Source organism: Streptomyces sp. NPDC048479 (assembly GCF_040651435.1).
Classification (GTDB): Bacteria; Actinomycetota; Actinomycetes; order Streptomycetales; family Streptomycetaceae; genus Streptomyces.
This window is the reverse complement of record NZ_JBEZKA010000020.1, coordinates 34,090-50,859: the sequence shown is the minus strand read 5'-3', so window position 1 is coordinate 50,859 and position 16,770 is coordinate 34,090. Positions and strand designations below refer to the sequence as shown.

Sequence of the window (16,770 nt, the reverse complement as noted above, 5' to 3'; positions counted from 1 at the left end):
GGCCCTATCCTGCCGTCTCTTCCCTGCCCAGTGCGAGGGCCGTGTTCACCAGTCCGATATGACTGAAGGCCTGAGGGAAGTTCCCGACCTGGCGCCCGCTCACCGGGTCGTACTCCTCGGCGAGCAGACCGACATCGTTGCGCAGGGTGAGCAGCCGCTCGAAGAGCTCCCTGGCCTCCTTCACGCGGCCCGTCATCCGCAGCGCGTCCGCCAGCCAGAACGAGCAGGCCAGGAACGCCCCTTCGCCTCCCGGCAGCGCGTCGACCGCCTTGTTGTCCGTGCTGTAGCGGCGCACCAGACCGTCGTGGCCGAGCTCCGCCCGTACCGTGTCGACCGTCCCGATCACCCGCGGATCGTCGGGCGGCAGAAAGCCGACCCGCGGGATCAGCAGCGCCGCGGCGTCGAGTTCCTCGGAGCCGTACGACTGCGTGAAGGTGTTCCGTACCGGGTCGTACCCCTTCTCGCACACCTCCCGGTGCACCTCGTCCCGCATCGCCCGCCACCGTGCCACGTCGCCGCGCAGCGAAGGGCGCTGCTCCAGGGCGCGTACGGCACGGTCCGCCGCGACCCACGACATCACCTTCGAGTGCACGAAGTGGCGGCGCGCGCCCCGTACTTCCCACAGGCCCTCGTCCGGCTCACGCCACTTCGACTCCAGGAATCCGAGCAGGCTGAGCTGCAGATTCCAGGCGTGCTCCTCCGCGGACAGGCCCGCCTCCCGCCCCAGATGGAGGGAGTCGATGACCTCTCCGTACACATCGAGCTGCAGCTGGTGTACGGCCGCGTTGCCGGTACGGACCGGCGCGGAGCCCTCGTGCCCGCTCAGCCACGGCAGCTCCGTCTCGGGCAGCCGGCGCTCGCCGGCCAGCCCGTACATGATCTGCAGATCGGCGGGGTCGCCGGCCACTGCCCGCAGCAGCCAGTCGCGCCAGGCCGCGGCCTCGTCGAGGTAGCCGGCCGAAATGAGCGCGTCCAGCGTGAGGGTGGAGTCACGCAGCCAGCAGAAGCGGTAGTCCCAGTTGCGTACGCCGCCGATCTCCTCCGGCAGTGACGTGGTGGGCGCGGCGACGATCCCGCCGGTCGGCGCGAAGGTAAGTGCCTTGAGGGTGATCAGGGAGCGGACGACGGCCTCGTGGTACGGGCTGTCGCTCCGGCAGCGCGAGGACCACTGGGTCCAGTCCTCCAGGCTCTGCTCCAGTGAATCGAACGGGTCGACGAGCCCTGGCCGCGGCTCGTGCGAGGGATGCCAGGTGAGGACGAACGCCACCTTCTCGCCCGGTCCGACCGTGAACGACGAGCGGGTGCTGAACTGCTGTCCCCAGGTTTTGACCTGCGGCTCGCTGCGCAGCCATATGGAGTCGGGGCCCGCGATCGCCACCCGGTGCCCGTCCGAGCGCCGCATCCACGGCACGACGGAGCCGTAGTCGAAACGCAGCCGCAGGGTCGCGTTCATCTCGACCGTGCCGCTGACGCCCTCCACGATCCGGATGACATCGGGCGCCGTGTCGCGCTGCGGCATGAAGTCGAGGACCTTCACGGTGCCGGTCCGCGTCTCCCACACCGACTCCAGGACGAGCGATTCACCGACGTAGCTGCGGCGGGTGCACGGCCCCGCGCCCTTGGGGGCGATCCGCCAGTGGCCGTTCTCCTCGTCGCCGAGCAGCGCGGCGAAGCAGGCCGGCGAGTCGAAGTGGGGCAGGCACAGCCAGTCGATGGAGCCGTCTCTGCCGACCAGCGCCGCGGTCTGCAGATCGCCGATGAGCGCGTAGTCCTCGATACGTTGGGTCACGCTTTGGCGTGTTCCCGCCGAACGCTGCCGTTAAGCGGTCGCGGGGGCCGGCTCCGGGGCGCTCCCGGCCTCGGCCGACTGGCGGTCGCGCTTCTCGCGGCGTACGAGTGTCACCCAGCCGACAGGTACGGCCGCGGCGAACAGCCACCACTGGACTGCGTACGCCATGTGCGGGCCGATGGACTCGTGGTCGGGTTCGGGGATCAGTTCCGGGTTGCCGCCCGAGGGCTCGGGCCTGCTCTGTTCCAGGTAGCCGCCGAGGACGGGCCGGCCCGGCGACTTCGTCTGCTGGGCACTGTTGATCAGCATGATCTGGCGGGGCGGCAGACCGGACAGGTCCTTGATTCCGCTGGCACTCGTCGTCTCGTCGGCCTTGAGCCGGCCGGTGACGGTCACGGTGCCCTTGGGCGCGGCGGGTACGGGCGGGAAGGACTTCTGGTCGGCGGCGGACGGGACCCAGCCACGGTTGACCAGGACCGCCCGGCCGTCGGCCAGGACCAGCGGGGTCAGCACATGGAAGCCGACCCGGTCGTCGGCGGAGGTGCGGCGGCGTACGACGACTTCGCGCGCGGTGTCGAAGGTCCCGGTGGCGGTGACCTGGCGCCAGTAGTCGGTGCGCGGGACGGTGTGCCCCGGGGAGGTGAGCTCGGTCACGGGGACGGGCTTCGCCTTGAGGTTCCGCGAGATCAGGGTGTTCTGCTCGACCCGGTGCTCGTGCCGGTGAAGCTGCCAGAAGCCCAGCTCGATCATCGCGGGGATGAGGACGAGGGCGATGAGGGTGAGGATCACCCACTGCCGGGACAACAGGAAGCGGTACACCCCATGACCGTACAACTCGGGCCATGGGGTGCGGCGGGTGGGGGTCGGGGTGCGGCCCCCGGGCGCGGGGCCTGGGGCCGTGGGTTGTGGGCCGTGGGATCAGACTTTGTCGACGATGCCCGCCCTCCCGTCGGCGCGGGCGCAGTGCCCGCCGCAGAACCAGTGGCCTTCGACCTCGACGCCCTGGCCGATGATCTGGACCCGGCAGTGTTCACAGATGGGCGCCATACGGTGAATGGCGCAGGAGAAGCAGTCGAAGACGTGCACCGCGCCCTGCGCGTGCACCTCGAAGGACATGCCGTAGTCGTTTCCGCATACCTCGCAACGTGCCATGCGCCACAGGGTGGGACGCGAGGCGCCACGGGGCGAGCGGTCGCCGGGCGAGTCGCGCCGGGTTCACTCCGATGCGGGTGCCGGAGCCACGTCCCGCAACAGCTGGGTGAAGGCCGCCTCGTCGATGACCGGCGTGCCGTACGACTTCGCCTTGACGGTCTTCGAGGTCGAAGCCTCCGGATCGTTGGTCACCAGCAGGCTGGTCAGCCGGGAGACGCCGGAAGCGATATGCAGCCCCGCCTCGATCGCCCGGTCCTCCAACAGCTCGCGGTCGACGGAGGTGTCGCCCGAGAAGGCCACCCGCATGCCTTGCATGAGCGGTCTGTCCGCCTCGTACCGCCCGGGGTTGGGATAGGGGCAGGGCGGGCGTTTGCGCGAGGGCCGCCAACTGCTCTGCCCGTACGAAGCCTGGTAGCCGATCCGCGGGGTGGCGGGGGAGTCCGACCACTCGGTCAGCGGGCGGCACTCCAGCAGCGGCAGCCGCACCCCGTCGCGGGCCGCGGTGTGCAGACTCGGCCGGAACGCCTCGGCCAGCACGCGCGCGTCGTCGAGCGCGTGGTGCGCCCGCTGCTGTACGACACCGAAGTGCGCGGCGAGCGACGCCAGCTTGTGGTTGGGCAGCGGCAGCCGCAGCTCCTTGGAGAGTGCGATGGTGCACAGTCGCTGACGGGTGGGCGCGGTCCGCTCCGCGCGCGCGTACTCCCGGGCGATCATCGACCAGTCGAAGATGGCGTTGTGCGCGACGAGGACCCGGCCGTCGAGCCGCGCGGAGAACTCACCCGCGATCTCGCCGAAGAGTGGGGCGCCCTCCAGCACATCGCTGGTCAGACCGTGGATCCACACCGGGCCCGGATCCCGCTCCGGGTTGACCAGGGTGTACCAGTGGTCCTCGACATTGCCCCGGGCGTCGAGGCGGTACACCGCAGCGGAGATTATCCGGTCGTCGCGGGCGAGTCCGGTGGTCTCCACGTCGACGACCGCGTACCCCTGTGGGTACGCGGCCGGCCACACTGTTGCTGCGGTTGTACGGTCGTCGAGCATGGTCACAGAGAATACGGGCCGGGACTGACAGTCCCCCATCCGCCCGGCTCGGTGACCGGGTCCGCGACGAGGCCCGTCGGTGACCGGGGCCAGGCCGGGGTGGCCGTCGACTGCTCCGGGGCGGAGCGGGCAGACGGTGGCTGTCGCTCCTTCGGGGGACGGGGAACCAGGCCCGGGCGAGCAACACCCGCTTGCCGGCAGCGTTTTCGGAGGCGGGCGCGGCGGCGTTGTCCCAGCCCCTCCGATCCCTGTCGTCCCACTCCTGTCGTCACGTTTCAGTCGTCCGGTTCGAGTCATCCGGTTTCAGTCGTCGAGCAGGGCGCTCACCAGCGCCCGTACGGAGGCGGTGAACAGCTTCTCCGGATCGGCGGGCCGCGCCAGCGCGCGGGCCAGCGCGAGGTCGTGTTCCGCCGCGCCGGCGCCCTCCCACAACTCGCCCTCGCCCGGCGACTGGACGGGCGAGCGTTCGCGGTTGCGCTCGACGAGTACGAAGCCGACGACCTGGAACTGCACGGCGCGCACGGCCTCGGCGGCGCGCGCCCCGCGCAGCCCTGCCGCGTGCACCTCATGGACGAGCGCCTGCTGCGCGGGCAGGAACATCCTTTCGGTGAGCCCCCGTTCATGGACCATCGCGATCAGATGAGGACGGTCCCGCAGCTCACGGCGGAGCCTGCGCGCGACCGAGACCACGCGCTCGGCGGGTGTACGGCCGGTGGGCCGGATGGCGCCCATCTCCTGGACCGTGCGCTCGACCAGCGCGTCCAGCAGCGACTCGCGATTGCCCACATGCCAGTAGATCGAGGTGACGGCGGTGCCGAGCTCGGCGGCCAGCTTGCGCATCGTCAGGGCCTGCGGGCCGTGCTGCCTGACGAGGGCGGCAGCCGAGTCGAGGACCTCGTCGCGGGTCAGGGCGGTTCTCGGCATGGTGCCCCCAATTCCGGTACGTGCACGGCTCTTTACCCTTCATCGGCTCCGGTGTAACTGTGTTACAGACCCCCGGAAAGGACACTCCACGAAGGGCGGTACGACATGGCACGCGTACGGTACGGCGCGCGCACCGAGGCGGAGATCGCCGCGGCCCGCGCATCCAGTTCCAAGCTCCCCGACATCTGGTCCACGGGCGTGGTGGCGGTGTGGGAGAGCGACCCGGACGCGGTGGCGGCCGTACTGCCACCGCCGCTCAAGCCCACCGAGCGGCCGCTCGTACGGGCCGCCATCAGCAAGGTCGACCTGCCCGGCTATCCGCTCGGCGCCGGCTCTGTTGCGGTCGCCGCGCTGCACGACGGCCGCGAGGGCTGGTACCCCCTGGTCATGCCGATGACCCATGAGCGCGCGCTGATCGGCGGCCGTGAGGTCTTCGGCGAGCCGAAGAAGCTGGGCGAGGTCGGTGTCGAACGCGACGGCCTGGTCGTACGGGCGGTGCTCGCCCGGCACGGCATCGCCTTCGTCGAGGTGCGGGGCGCGGTGGACGGACCGCTTCCGCTGCCCGAGCCGGCCGAGAAGCTCGACTTCTACTTCAAATTCCTGCCCGCCGTGGACGGCCAGGGCTTCGACGCCGACCCGGTCCTCGTCCACTGCACCCGTAACGAGAAGTTCCGCAGGCTGGAGAAGATCACCGGCGATGTGGTGCTGCGCGATTCGATGTACGACCCCGTCGCCGACCTCCCCGTACGCAGTGTCGTCGAGCTCACCATCGGCGAGAAGACCACCGACCAGAAGGGCCGGGTCGCGGAACGGGTCAGCGCGCAGGCGCTGCTGCCGTACATCCATCAGCGCTACGACGACCCGCAGCAGATCCTCGACGGCCCGCCCGAGGGGAGCGTCTGATGGAGCTGACGGCGGGACAGGTCGCCGTCGTCACGGGCGCCGCGAGCGGCATCGGCCGTGCGATGGCACGCCGGTTCGCGGCGGACGGCCTGAAGGTCGTCCTCGCGGACGTCGAGGAGAAGGCGCTGCGCGAGGCCGCGGACGAACTGACCGAAGAAGGCGCCCACGTGCTCGCCCGCACCGTCGACGTCAGCGACCGGGCCTCCGTGCTCGCGCTGGCGGACGTGGCGTACAAGACCTTCGGCGCCGTCCATGTGCTGTGCAACAACGCGGGCGTCGGTTCCGGTGCCGAGGGCCGGATGTGGGAACACGAGCCCAACGACTGGAAATGGGCATTCGCCGTCAACGTCTGGGGCGTCTTCCACGGCATCCAGGCCTTTGTGCCGCGCATGATCGAGAGCGGCGAGCCGGGCCATGTCGTCAACACCTCGTCGGGCGACGGCGGGATCGCCCCGCTGCCCACCGCCTCCGTCTACGCCGTCACCAAAGCGGCCGTCGTGACGATGACCGAGTCGCTGTACGCGCATCTGAAGGCGGAGCACGCGCGCGTGGGCGCGTCCGTGCTCTTCCCGGGACCGCACATGCTGCGCACCGGACTGTGGGAGTCGCACCGCAACCGGCCCCAGCGGTACGCCAAGGAGCGGCCGCGCAGGACGCCGTACCGCAGCCTCGACCAGTGGGAGACGGCGATGAGGGACGCCGGGCACGAAGTGACGTTCACGCCGGTCGAGGAAGTCGCCGCACTCGTCGTGGACGGGATCCGTGCGGACCGGTTCTGGATGCTGCCGGAGAGCGAGCACAGCGACCGGCAGATCCGCGCCAGGTCGCAGTCGATGCTCGACCGCGCCAATCCGTCGTACCTGGAAAGCTTCATTCTCGATTGAGGGATGCGTGATGTCGGACCCGTACCTGATCATCTCCTCCGACTGCCATGCCGGACTGCCGACCGAGCAGTACCGGCCCTATCTGGACAGCAGGTTCCACCGGGCCTTCGACGGTTTCCTCGCCGGGCGCGACGCGCGCCGCGAGGAGATGAACCGGCTCGGCGTACGCAACGAAGCCTTCGCGACAAAGTGGTTCAGCGACAACTGTGAGGGTCTGAAGGGTGGTTGGGACACCGCCCAGCGGATCAAGGAGCTCGACGGCGACGGAGTGGCGGCCGAAGTCGTCTTCCCGGACGCGGACGCCGTCGACAGCCGGACCGCCGCGCCCTTCGGGGTCGGCCTGGGACTCTCCGGCGACCAGGACCCCGACCTCGGCATGGCGGGCGCGCAGGCGCACAACCGCTGGCTCGCGGAGTTCGTCGGCGGCAACGCGGAGAACGCGGCACGCCACTGCGGGGTCGCCCTGCTGCCCGTCACCGGCGAGGTCGACAGGGTCGTCGCCGAGATCCACCGGGCCAAGGAGTCCGGGCTCGGCGCGCTGATGATCCCCTCGATGTGGGTGGACAAGGCGCCATACCACGACCGCCGTTACGACCCTGTGTGGGCCGCCGCCGCCGAGACCGGCATGCCGGTGGTCACCCACTCCGGCGCGGCGCCGCGCCATGAGTACGGCGACCACCTGGGCATCTATGTCTCGGAGGTGACCTGGTGGCCGGCCCGCCCGCTGTGGTTCCTGCTCTGGTCGGGCGTCTTCGAGCGTCACCCGGGCCTGAAGTTCGGCGTCGCCGAGTCCGGCTGCTGGTGGCTGCCGAACCTCCTCTGGTTCATGGACCGGCTCTACCTCGGCGCGCACGGCGGAAAGAAGCTGTCGCCGTTCGCCGAGCTGAAGCGGCCGCCGAGCGAGTATCTCGACCGGCAGATCTTCATCTGCGCCACGAACACCAAGCGGCGCGAGCTCGCCCAGCGGTACGAGATCGGCGTCGACAACATCCTCTGGGGCAGCGACTTCCCGCATCCGGAAGGGACCTGGCCCAACACCCGCGCTTGGCTGAAGAACACCTTCCACGACATCCCGGTCGCCGAGACCCGGCGCATGCTGGGCCTGGCCGCGGCGGAGGTCTTCGGCTTCGAAGTGTCCGTGCTGGAGCCGATCGCCCGGCGGATCGGCCCGACGGCGGCCGAACTGGGCCAGTCCGACGACCAGTCGGCCGTCGAGGCGTCGTGGGCGAGGTCGCGAGAGGTCGGCCGCCACTGGCTGACCGACAACGACTTCCCGGTCCTGGGAGCGTCGTCATGACGGACCGCGTGGCGGGACGGGAGTCGAACCGCGTGTCGGCCCGCTACACCGTCATCTCCGCCGACTGCCATGCCGGGGCCGATCTCCTCGACTACAAGCCGTACTTGGAGAAGAGGTACCACGACGACTTCGACGCCTGGGCGGCCACGTACATCAATCCGTACGAGGATCTCCTCGCCGACACGGCCGACCGCAACTGGAACTCGGACCGGCGGATGGCCGAGCTGGAGGCGGACGGCATCGTCGCCGAGGTCGTCTTCCCCAACACCATCCCGCCCTTCTTCCCCAGCGCCTCGCTGATGGCCCCGGCGCCGACGCGCGAGGAGTACGAACAGCGCTGGGCCGGACTGCGCGCCCACAACCGCTGGCTCGCCGACTTCTGCGCGGCGGCCCCCGGGCGCCGGGCGGGCGTCGCGCAGATCCTGCTCAACGGTGTGGACGAGGCCGTCCGCGAGATCCACCGGATCAAGGAGGCGGGCCTCACCGGCGGGATCCTGCTGCCCGGTACACCGCCGGGCTCGGGCCTGCCCGAGCTGTACTCGCAGACGTACGACCCGATCTGGGCGGTCTGCGCCGAACTCGGCATACCGGTCAACCACCACGGCGGCTCGGCGTCCCCGCCGCTGGGCGAAGAACCTGCGGCCCGCGCGGTGTTCATGGTGGAGACCACCTGGTTCTCGCACCGGGCCCTCTGGCACCTGATCTTCGGCGGCGCCTTCCGCCGCCACCCGGAGCTGACACTGATCCTCACCGAACAGGGCTCCGGCTGGATACCGGGCGTGCTCGACATGCTGGACTACTACCATTCGCGCCTGGTGGCAGCGGCGACGAAGGCCGCCACCGCCGAGTCCAAGTTCGGTGCCGGGCTCGCCGCTTCGATGGGCAAAGGCCCGAGCGAGGTCTGGCGCGACAACTGCTTTGTCGGCGCGAGCTTCATGCGCCCGCACGAGGTGCCGCTGCGCGACCGGATCGGCCTCGACAAGATCATGTGGGGCAGTGACTATCCGCACGACGAAGGCACGGCTCCGTACTCCCGCGAAGGCCTCCGCATCGCCTACGCGGGTCTGCCGAGGGACGAGATCGCGGCGATGGCCGGCGGCAACGCCGCGCGTGTGTACGGCTTCGACCTCGGCCTCCTCGACCCGATCGCGGCGAAGGTCGGTCCGACGGTCGAGGAGATCGCCGAGCCCCTGGCAGAGATACCGGCAGGCGCGACGAGCCCCGCGTTCGCGCGGGGCGGGTCGGTGCGCGTCTGGTGACGGGCCGGGTGAGACCCTCCCGGGGTGACTGACGCACCCCACGACGGACCCCACGACGAAGCCCACGGCGGGGCCCTCGGCGCGCGGCTCAACTGGCTCCGCGCCGCGGTACTCGGCGCCAACGACGGCGTCGTCTCCACCGCGGGCCTCGTCGTCGGCGTCGCCGGAGCCACCGGCTCGCGCGACGCCCTGCTCACCGCTGGACTGGCGGGACTACTGGCCGGCTCCATGTCGATGGCGGTCGGCGAGTACGTCTCCGTATCCACGCAGCGCGACTCGCAGAAGGCGGCGCTGGCCATGGAACGACGCGAGCTGCGCGAACAGCCGGAGGAGGAACTCGAGGAGCTGACCGGCCTGTTGATGTTCCGCGGCCTGTCCCAGGGAGTGGCACGGGAGGCGGCGCAGCAGCTCACCGAACGGGACGCACTGCGCGCCCACGCGCGCGTGGAGCTCGGCATCGACCCGGACCAACTGGCGAACCCCTGGCACGCGGCAGGCGCGAGCTTCCTGGCCTTCACGGTCGGCGCGCTGCTGCCGCTGCTGGCGATCGTCCTGCCGCCGGCGTCGATGCGGTTGTACGTCACCGTGGGCTCGGTGCTGACGGCCCTGGCCCTGACGGGCTGGTGGAGCGCCCGCCTGGGCGCGGCAGCGGCGGGCCCTGCGGTGCTGAGGAACCTGGGCGGGGGAGCGATGGCGATGGTGGTGACGTACGGGGCGGGGTCGCTGCTGGGCGCGGTGGGCGTCTGAGGGCCGCCGGGCCGGACCGTACGAATGCCGACTTGGCAGAAGTCACCAAAGGTTGCTGACATCTCGTCTCGCATACTTGTCGGTAACAACGTCTAGCCGCGCCCGGCCCCCGCCTCTACGGTGCACCCATGCCGAACCTGCCCGATGTCGTGCTGTGGTCGATACCCGCCTTCGTGCTGCTCAGCGTCCTGGAGATGGTGACCGTCCGCCTCCATCCGGACGAGGACGCCGCCGGATACGACGCCAAGGACGCTGCCACCAGCGTCGGCATGGGGCTCGGCAGTCTCGTCTTCGACTTCCTGTGGAAGATCCCCATCGTTGCGATCTACACCGCGGTCTACGAGCTCACCCCCGCGCGCGTCCCCGTCCTGTGGTGGACGATCCTGCTGATGCTGCTCGCGCAGGACTTCTTCTACTACTGGTCCCACCGCGGCCACCACGTCATCCGGATCCTGTGGGCCTGCCATGTCGTGCACCACTCGAGCCGGAAGTTCAACCTCACCACGGCGCTGCGCCAGCCCTGGACGAGTCTGACGGCCTGGCCGTTCTATCTGCCACTCATCGCGTGCGGTGTGCATCCGGCCGCGCTCGCCTTCTGCTCGTCCGCCAATCTCGTGTACCAGTTCTGGGTGCACACCGAGCGGATCGACAAGCTGCCGCGGCCCTTCGAGTACGTACTGAACACGCCCTCCCACCACCGGGTGCACCACGCCTCCCAGGGCGGCTATCTGGACCGGAACTTCGGCGGGATCCTGATCGTCTGGGACCGGCTCTTCGGGTCGTTCACGCCCGAGACCGAGCGGCCCGTGTTCGGGCTCACCAAGAACATCGAGACCTCCAACCCGCTGCGGGTCGCGACGCATGAGTACGCGGCGATCGCCCGCGACGTACGGGCCGCGGGCACCTGGAGCGAGCGGGCCGGGCGGGTCTTCCGCGGACCCGGCTGGCAGCCGGAGCCCCGGACTCCGGCGGCAGCTACCGCGCCGGAGCCCCGGACTCCGGCGGCGGCTGCCGCCCCGGAGCACGCCGCGTGAGCGCGGTGCCGCAGGTCGGCACCGCCGTCGCGGGCCGTGCGGCGTCCCGCGATCGGATCGGCCGGGCCCTCCTCCTCTCCTTCCTCCTCGCCGTCGGCTGCGATCTGGCCTGCCTTTGCCTCGGCACGGACATCGGGCACCAGATCGCCAAGCCCCTGCTCATGCCGCTGCTCGCGGCGTACGCCGTCACCCGCGGCGCGCCCCGGACGCTGGTCGCCGCACTGCTCTTCGGCTGGATCGGCGACGTCTTCCTGCTCGGCGACGCGGACTGGGCCTTCCTCGTCGGCATGGGGTCGTTCGCCGCCGGACACGTCTGCTACCTGGTCCTCTTCCGACGTACACATACGTCCACACCGCTCGCGGCGGTGTACGGCACCGCCCTCGTCGGTACCGTCGCGCTGCTCTGGCCCGACCTCCCCGCCGAGCTGCGCATCCCGGTCGCCGGCTACTCGCTGCTGCTCACCGCCATGGCCTGCCGCTCCAGCGGACTCGGCCCCGTCGCGGGCGCGGGCGGGGCGCTCTTTCTGCTCTCCGACACGCTGATCGCCACCGGCGTCGCCGAGTGGCCGCAGCCGCCCGTGCCCGACTTCTGGATCATGCTCACCTACTGCGCGGCTCAGCTGCTGCTGGCCACTGGCGTGCTGCTGCGGGTTCCGCAGGCGTACCGTGAGAGTCGTACATCCGTATGACACTCTTCTGATCAGCAAGGATTCGCCGCATGCGCGCCACCGTCATCCACGCCCCGCACGACATCCGCGTGGAGGAGGTGCCCGATCCGGCGATCCAGCAGCCCACCGACGTGGTCCTGCGTGTCCTGCGCGCCTGCATCTGCGGCAGTGACCTGTGGGCGTACCGCGGCGAGTCCGCGCGCCAGCCGGGGCAGCGCATCGGACACGAGTTTCTCGGCGTGGTCGAGGAGGCCGGTTCCGCGGTCAGCGGCTTCGCGCCCGGCGATCTTGTCGTCGCTCCGTTCGTCTGGTCCGACGGCACCTGTGACTTCTGCGGCGAGGGCCTGCACACGTCCTGCCCGCAGGGCGGCTTCTGGGGCTCGGTCGGCTTCGACGGCGGCCAGGGCGAGGCCGTGCGCGTGCCCTTCGCCGACGGCACCCTCGTCAAGCTCCCGGCCGAAGCCGCATCCGACGACCGGCTGCTGACCGCGCTGCTCGCGCTCTCCGACGTCATGGGCACCGGACACCACGCCGCCGTGGGCGCCGGGGTGCGGGCCGGCACCACGGTCGCGGTCGTCGGCGACGGGGCTGTCGGGCTGTGCGGCGTGCTGGCTGCCAAGCGGCTCGGCGCCGAGCGGATCATCGCTCTCGGCCGCCACCAGGTGCGTACCGACATCGCGAAGACCTTCGGCGCCACCGATGTCGTCGCCGAGCGCGGCGAAGCGGCCGTCGCGGCAGTCCGCGAGCTGACCGGCGGCCAGGGCGCGCACGCCGTGATCGAGGCCGTCGGGACCGAGCAGTCGATGCGTACGGCCGTCGGGGTCACCCGCGACGGCGGCGCGATCGGCTACGTGGGCGTGCCCCACGGCAGCGGTACCGGCCTGGACCTCGGCGTGATGTTCGACCGGAACATCGCCCTGCGCGGTGGCGTCGCGCCCGTCCGCGCCTACATCCCCGAGCTGCTGCCCGACATCCTGGACGGCACGATCGACCCCTCGCCCGTCTTCGACCTGTCGGTCGGCCTCGACGGCGTCCCGGCCGGCTACAAGGCCATGGACGAGCGCACCGCGCTCAAGGTCATCATCAAGCCGTGACCGAGGGGGTCTGACCCGGATCGCCGGATGAGGCCGCCGTGCTCCCCGCGTCCGTCGTCTGCGGCTCGGGGACGCGGCGCAGCCTGATCTCGTACGGCAGGTCGGAGTACTCGTCGTGGCGCAGGGCCCAGCCCTGCGCCTCGGCCGTCCGCAGGATGTAACCGGCGCCCACGGCACGGTACTTGCGTACCGGTATCTCGCAGGTCCACGGCGACATGGCCTTGTTCTTGCCGTGCGGCGCGGTCGCCTTGCGCGTCCAGTCCGCCACCTCCTTGTCCGCGCGCCGTCCGTAGAAGGCCGTGTCGCCCTCGTGCCGGAGCTCGGGCCACGACACGAACCAGCGCGGCCAGACCTGCAGCCGGTCGCCCAGCGCGTCGATGGTCTTCTCGAAGCCCTTCTCGAACCCGGGGATCAGCGCGAACAGATCGCCCACGAAAGCGATCGCGAGGAAGAACGCGAAGCCCGCCAGCAGCATCGCCCAGTGCAGTGGCAGCACGAGGACGGTGAGGACGAACCGCAGCGTCAGCTCTGCGACGGACCTTGCGGGCAGCGGCTCCCAGGAACTCTCGTGGTACACGGGTGACTCCAGGTACGGGCGGGGCACGAAGGGCGGACGGGCAACGGCAGCGTACGCGACCGTGCTCAGCGCCACTCGGGCGCGTCCGACCCCCAAAAGCCGGGCGGGCGCGACCAGTTGGCAGGACAGCCGGCGAAGGAGACAGGCGGCAGGGCGTGCCGCAGTCGGCCCATGGGGCTGTCCGTTTCCGTGAGCCACCGCTCGGAGTCGTACGCACCGGACTCCTCGGTCGGCTCGGTCGGCTCGGTCTCCTCGGCCGGATCCTTCGTGAGCCGGTTCATCAGCCAGGCCGCCGTCTGGGTGAGGGAGAGCCGCACCAGCCGGGCCCTGCCCTCGTCGTGCTGCTCGGTGAGCGCGCGCAGTACCCCGGCCGCCAGCAGATATCCGGTGCCGTGGTCCAGTGCCTGGGCGGGCAGCGCGCCGGGCTGTCCCTTACCGCCCTCGATCGCGGCGATACCGGTCACCACCTGCACCAGACTGTCGAAGCCGCGCCGTTCGGCCCACGGCCCGTACCGGCCCCACGCGGAGAGCTGCGCGATCACCAGCCCCGGGTTGCGTACGGCGAGCGCCTCGGCCGTCATTCCGTTGAACTGGTCCAGCGCGCCGGGGCGGTAGCCCAGCACCACCACATCGGCGCTCTCCAGCAGCTCCTCGAAGATCCGCCGGTCGCCCACCCGGTCGCCCAGGTCCAGCCGGGTCGACCGCTTCCCCATGCCCGTGTCGTTATGCGCCTCCTGGCTCTCCGGCAGCCCCGGAGCGTCGATCCGCAGCACATCCGCGCCGAGCAGGGCGAGAGTGCGGGTGGCGACCGGCCCGGCGAGCACCCGGGTGAGATCCAGGACCCGCAGCCCGGCGGCCGGAAGCAGGGTCTCGCCCGTCAACTCCGGCAAGGTGCGCGGTGGTTGCTCGTCGCGCTCATGGACCGGCGCGATCGTCAGCAGCGGGTGCGCGGCGGCCCGCGATCCCTGCTCGTGCGCCGCCCACTCCTCGGGGGTACGGGCGGCCACGGCGAGACCACCGGCCGCGTACACCGTCTCCTCGACCTCCGCCGCCCGGCGCCCACCGATCTCGGCGGCGACGGCCTTCACGCCCGCGTCGCCGGGCAGCCCGAGCGCGGCCAGCAACCGGGCCCGGTGGTGCGGGTAGTTGGCGTGCGTACGGACCCAGCCGTCGTCCGCCCGCCAGAGACGGGACAGGGGAGCGAAGGTCGTCGGTGCCACGCCGTCGACCCGCACCAGCCGGTCGCTGTGGAATGCCGCGGTCACTGCTCCGTCGTCGACCCGGACGGCCGGGACCCGGCCGCCGGTGCGGCGCGCGGCGAGCTCGGCGGCGGCCAGTGCGCAGACCGCCACGCAGGAGCGGGCCAGCTCCATGACGGGCAGCTGGGCGGGCAGCCCGCCCGTGCCTTCGTACCGGACGCGGTCGAGGAGCGCGGGATCGCCGCCGAGCGCCGCCCATGCGTGGGCCGTACCGGCCGACGACCGACAGCTCGAAAACGGACCGCTCGCAGGCGTACCGCTCAAGGATGTGTGAGCCATGCACGCACTATGGCACTGAGTGCCACCCGAGTGCCACAGGAACCCGAAGTCACGTACAGGGGCCGGACGCGGCACTCCGCGTCCGGCCCCCGAGAAGCGCTGTTACCGGCGAACCGCGTCCAGGGCGTCGGCGACACCCGTTCCGTAGAAGCCGTTGTTGCGCTTGCCGCCCTCGCACACCGCGTCGACCGTGCCGTCGCCGTTGATGTCGTACGGGTTGGTGCAGGCCGTGTCGTCGGCCTCCGCGTAGAGCAGCGCCTTCACCTGCGCCGCCGAAGCGTGCGGGTGCTTCGACTTGATCAGCGCGACGACGCCCGCGACATGCGGCGAGGCCATCGACGTACCGGCCTTGTAGCCGTACTTGCCGCCCGGCAGCGTGGAGAGGATCCGGCCGTCGGTGGCGGGAGCGTCCGGCTTCTGGAAGGCCGTCGAGTCGCCGCCCGGGGCGGAGATGTCGACCATGCCGAGGCCGTAGTTGGAGTACGAGGCCTTCAGGCCCTTGGCGCCGAGCGCGGTGACGGTGACGACACCGGGGAGCTGGGACGGGATGTCCAGGCACTCACGCGGGTTGATCACCCGCTCGACAGGGGTGGTGTCGTTCGGGCTCGTGGTGTCCGTGATCTCGTCGACGGCGAGGTCCATCTCGGAGTTGCCGGCCGCGGCGACGTTCACGGTGCCCTTGCGCTCGGCGTACCGCGTGGCGCGGGTGACGGCCTCGACGAGGGCACCCTGGTCGGGGTCGTTCTTGCAGTTGAACAGCCACGGGTCGGTGTAGTAGCTGTTGTTGGTCACATCGACGCCGTGCTCGGCGGCCCAGACGAAGCCGCAGACGACGGACTCGGTGTAGAAGAATCCGGCCGTGGTCGCCACCTTGATGCCGGCGACCCTGACGCCCGGCGCGACACCGGTGACGCCGATACCGTTCTTGGCCGCGGCGATCGTGCCCGCGACATGCGTGCCGTGGTCGCTCTCGCCGGCGGCCGGCCGCCAGGAGCCGGGCGTGGTGTCCGGCTTGCCGCTCACGCAGTTGGCCGACGCGTTGGCGTTGAAGTTGGGCGCGAGGTCGGGGTGCGTGTCGTCGACACCCGTGTCGATGACCGCGACCGTGACCTTCTTGCTGCCCAGCGTCTTCTCGTGAGCCTTGTCCGCCTTGATGGCGGGCAGGTCCCACTGGAGCGGCTCGAGCGGGTCCTGCCCCGACTCGGCCTGCGCCGCCGCGGTCTTGGCCTCCTGGGCGGTGAGCGGGCGCTCGGAGTTGATCGAGGTGTCGCTCGCGGCGGCGATCGGCGCGGTACGCGTCGCGCCGGCCGAGGCGACGCCCCTGACCTGGCGGATCGTCTTGGCGAAGTCCGGGTTCTGCGAGTGGACGACGATGACGCCGATCCGGTCGTAGGCGATCACCACCGAACCGCCGGCCTTGGCTATCGCCTTCTTGACCGACTTGGCGGTGCCTTGCCCGCCCTTGACGTTCACGACGTACGACAGCTTCGGGCCGTCGGTCACCACCGCGGCGGGTACTTCGGCCGCCGGGGCTGCCGAGGCGGCTCCCGCGGGAAGGAAGCCGAGCGAGGCCGTGAGCGCCAGACCTGCGGGCAGGGCGAGTGCGCGCCGCCGTCTGGATCCCAGATGAGCCATGGGTTCTCCACATCATCCGTGACAACCGCCCAGACAGACGCGAATGGGCGGGTACATGACCAGCGAAGCTATCGCTGATCATGCGGCCCCATCAATCAGTTCGAGAAGAAACCGGGAAGAAAAAGGCCGACGCTGAACCACTTCGACGCGCTCTCCGTGCCGTTGTCAGGGGGTGGAGCAACATCAAACCGTCCCCGACCGTGAGGTTTCGCTGTGACCATCCCCAAG

General features: G+C 70.8%; 16 protein-coding genes. 8 read left to right on the top strand and 8 right to left on the bottom strand.

Features of this window, described 5'->3' with window-relative positions; all coding sequences use genetic code 11:
- Positions 1-4 precede the first annotated feature (4 nt).
- The 5 genes from AB0D12_RS27845 to AB0D12_RS27825 form a co-directional block, all read right to left on the bottom strand.
- Entirely contained in the window at positions 5-1,789 is a 1,785-nt protein-coding gene (locus AB0D12_RS27845) for a glycoside hydrolase family 15 protein (protein WP_362688382.1), read from the bottom strand.
- Positions 1,790-1,819: 30 nt separating this feature from the next.
- The gene (locus tag AB0D12_RS27840; RefSeq protein ID WP_362688379.1) at positions 1,820-2,608 is read right to left on the bottom strand and encodes an SURF1 family protein; all 789 of its coding nucleotides are present in this window, start codon (positions 2,606-2,608) and stop codon (positions 1,820-1,822) included.
- Between the two features lie 99 nt (positions 2,609-2,707).
- Positions 2,708-2,941, bottom strand: a complete 234-nt coding sequence (locus tag AB0D12_RS27835) for a hypothetical protein (RefSeq protein WP_266542878.1) — start codon at positions 2,939-2,941, stop codon at positions 2,708-2,710.
- A gap of 63 nt (positions 2,942-3,004) precedes the next feature.
- Positions 3,005-3,982 (bottom strand): DEDDh family exonuclease, encoded by a 978-nt coding sequence (locus AB0D12_RS27830; protein WP_362688376.1) that lies wholly within the window; start codon positions 3,980-3,982, stop codon positions 3,005-3,007.
- Between the two features lie 303 nt (positions 3,983-4,285).
- Positions 4,286-4,906 carry a TetR family transcriptional regulator gene (locus tag AB0D12_RS27825; RefSeq protein WP_362688373.1) on the bottom strand — a complete coding sequence of 207 codons (621 nt, stop codon included), beginning with the start codon at positions 4,904-4,906 and terminating at the stop codon, positions 4,286-4,288.
- A 105-nt stretch (positions 4,907-5,011) separates the two neighbouring features.
- Here AB0D12_RS27825 and AB0D12_RS27820 point away from each other — a divergent pair, with 105 nt between their 5' ends.
- The 8 genes from AB0D12_RS27820 to AB0D12_RS27785 all read left to right on the top strand — a co-directional run bounded on the left by AB0D12_RS27820 (position 5,012) and on the right by AB0D12_RS27785 (position 12,792).
- Positions 5,012-5,809 carry an acetoacetate decarboxylase family protein gene (locus AB0D12_RS27820; RefSeq protein WP_362688370.1) on the top strand — a complete coding sequence of 266 codons (798 nt, stop codon included), beginning with the start codon at positions 5,012-5,014 and terminating at the stop codon, positions 5,807-5,809.
- Positions 5,809-6,693: an SDR family NAD(P)-dependent oxidoreductase gene (locus tag AB0D12_RS27815; protein ID WP_362688367.1), complete on the top strand. Its 885-nt coding sequence runs from the start codon at positions 5,809-5,811 to the stop codon at positions 6,691-6,693. Before AB0D12_RS27820 ends, AB0D12_RS27815 begins: the two co-directional genes overlap by 1 nt.
- Positions 6,694-6,703: 10 nt before the next feature.
- On the top strand, positions 6,704-7,990 hold the full coding sequence (locus AB0D12_RS27810; RefSeq protein ID WP_362688364.1) for an amidohydrolase family protein: 1,287 nt from the start codon (positions 6,704-6,706) through the stop codon (positions 7,988-7,990).
- Positions 7,987-9,249, top strand: a complete 1,263-nt coding sequence (locus AB0D12_RS27805; RefSeq protein WP_362688361.1) for an amidohydrolase family protein — start codon at positions 7,987-7,989, stop codon at positions 9,247-9,249. Before AB0D12_RS27810 ends, AB0D12_RS27805 begins: the two co-directional genes overlap by 4 nt.
- Before the next feature lie 24 nt (positions 9,250-9,273).
- A complete protein-coding gene (locus AB0D12_RS27800; RefSeq protein ID WP_362688358.1) occupies positions 9,274-9,996 on the top strand; it encodes a VIT family protein in 723 nt (240 codons plus the stop codon).
- Between the two features lie 128 nt (positions 9,997-10,124).
- Complete coding sequence (locus AB0D12_RS27795) at positions 10,125-11,030, top strand: sterol desaturase family protein (protein ID WP_362688355.1); 906 nt, start codon at positions 10,125-10,127, stop codon at positions 11,028-11,030.
- Between the two features lie 5 nt (positions 11,031-11,035).
- The gene (locus AB0D12_RS27790) at positions 11,036-11,719 is read left to right on the top strand and encodes a lysoplasmalogenase (protein WP_362688676.1); all 684 of its coding nucleotides are present in this window, start codon (positions 11,036-11,038) and stop codon (positions 11,717-11,719) included.
- A 29-nt stretch (positions 11,720-11,748) separates the two neighbouring features.
- A complete protein-coding gene (locus tag AB0D12_RS27785; protein WP_362688352.1) occupies positions 11,749-12,792 on the top strand; it encodes a zinc-dependent alcohol dehydrogenase family protein in 1,044 nt (347 codons plus the stop codon).
- Here AB0D12_RS27785 and AB0D12_RS27780 read toward each other — a convergent pair.
- From AB0D12_RS27780 to AB0D12_RS27770, 3 genes are all read right to left on the bottom strand, one after another.
- Complete coding sequence (locus tag AB0D12_RS27780; protein WP_362688349.1) at positions 12,782-13,369, bottom strand: hypothetical protein; 588 nt, start codon at positions 13,367-13,369, stop codon at positions 12,782-12,784. The two genes, AB0D12_RS27785 and AB0D12_RS27780, sit on opposite strands and share 11 nt — an antisense overlap.
- Positions 13,370-13,434: 65 nt before the next feature.
- Entirely contained in the window at positions 13,435-14,907 is a 1,473-nt protein-coding gene (locus tag AB0D12_RS27775) for a CoA transferase (RefSeq protein ID WP_362688346.1), read from the bottom strand.
- A 102-nt stretch (positions 14,908-15,009) separates the two neighbouring features.
- Complete coding sequence (locus AB0D12_RS27770) at positions 15,010-16,542, bottom strand: S8 family serine peptidase (protein ID WP_362688343.1); 1,533 nt, start codon at positions 16,540-16,542, stop codon at positions 15,010-15,012.
- Positions 16,543-16,770: the final 228 nt, after the last annotated feature.